2 protein-coding genes are annotated in these 1,448 nt (G+C 68.5%); one reads left to right on the forward strand and one right to left on the reverse strand.

Translation table 11 applies throughout. The annotated features are described in order from the left end of the window. Positions 1-108: 108 nt before the first annotated feature. Positions 109-729 carry a TetR/AcrR family transcriptional regulator gene (locus ACZ7IB_RS49245; RefSeq protein WP_327277486.1) on the reverse strand — a complete coding sequence of 207 codons (621 nt, stop codon included), beginning with the start codon at positions 727-729 and terminating at the stop codon, positions 109-111. A gap of 48 nt (positions 730-777) precedes the next feature. On the opposite strand from ACZ7IB_RS49245, the gene ACZ7IB_RS49250 reads away from it, so the two are divergent. After that, a complete protein-coding gene (locus tag ACZ7IB_RS49250; RefSeq protein ID WP_470921911.1) occupies positions 778-1,329 on the forward strand; it encodes a GNAT family N-acetyltransferase in 552 nt (183 codons plus the stop codon). Positions 1,330-1,448 lie beyond the last annotated feature (119 nt).

The raw sequence follows: 1,448 nt of genomic DNA on the forward strand, positions 1-1,448 counted from the left end.
TCTTCGGGAAGGGACTGCAAGGTGAGCACACGGGTGTCGGGGCCGATGAACGGTGCGCGCTGCCGGCCGCCGTGCGAGTCTCGACAACTCTTCCGAGACGCGTGGCCGTCAGGACAGGACCTCGTGATCGCCACCGGATGAGGGCGGGGAGGTCAACGTGGCCAGGTAGTCATCAAGGAGCTCGGCCTGGCGGTGGGGTGGGAACGCCGGGGGGTCGAATAGTGCCTGTACCACCAGACCGAGCACGAAGGACTGGGCGCCGGCCGCGATGCGGGCCGGGTCGCCATCGGGCAGTTCGCCGAGCTGTTGGGCTGCGGCGACCAGGTCGCGCAGCTTTTCGCGGCTCTGCGCGTACTTGCGGGCGTAATCGCCGCTCAACTCGGGGTTGGCGAGCGCGGCATCCCAGGAGGACACCCAGATCCGGTTGCTCTCGGTGGCCTCGTCAGTCAGCGGCAGGATGTCCAGCAGCGCGGCCCTCACGGCGGACAGGCCTTTGTCGGCGGCGCGCCGGGGGCGGGAGGCACTTCGCCGTTCGAGCAGGTCGAGGGCGTACGCAACCAGGTCGCGTTTGGCGGGGAAGTAGTGGGTGAGCAGGCCGGTGGTGGCATCGAGCTCGGCGGCGACGGCTCGCATGGTCAATCCACCGAAGCCGTGAGCGACCAACACCCGCCAGACCGCCTCGGAGACATCGCGTCGGCGAGCCTCATGGTTCCCCTTGGTGCGTGGCATGCTGCTACGGTACATAACCGTAACGCTTGTTATGTGAATGGGGTCATCATGTTTTCCCTTTCTTTGCGGGACAACGCCCGCCTCCGCCCGCTGGAGATATGGCATGCCGAGGAGTTCGCCGCCCACCTGGACCGGGCTCGCGAGCACATCCGGCCGTGGGTCGGGCCGGGGTTCGTCACCGACGACCTCGACGGGGCGAGGGCCACACTGTGCCGGTACGCCGAGCGTCAGGCCGCGGATGGCGGCCGCCTCTTCGGTATCTGGCTCGACGGAACGCTGGTCGGCGGCGTGATGTTCGTGGACTTCGACGCCGACTTCGGTTCCTGCGAGATCGGCTGCTGGCTGGAGCCGGCCGTCGAGGGTCATGGCCTGGTCACAGAGGCGTGCCGCGCGCTGCTGGAGTGGGCGTTCGCCTCCCGGGGGATGCATCGCGCCGAGTGGCACTGCCGAGCCGACAACGAGCGCAGCTCCGCGGTGGCCCGGCGGCTCGGTATGACGCTCGAAGGCGTACGACGCGAGTACTGGCCCTACGGCGGCACCCGCCACGACAAGCAGATGTGGGCGATCCTCGCCCCCGAATGGCGAAACCATCACCAGTGACCGGAATCCCCGCCACGCACCCACGGCGGTGGCTGTGGGCCAACGCGGTGGGTGCTCACTCACGTGCAGCGGACTACGGAAGCCGTGGTCCAACATCTGACTGCGGCCGGGTGAGCAGG

The sequence above is a fragment of the Streptomyces sp. NPDC037301 genome, from assembly GCF_055602785.1.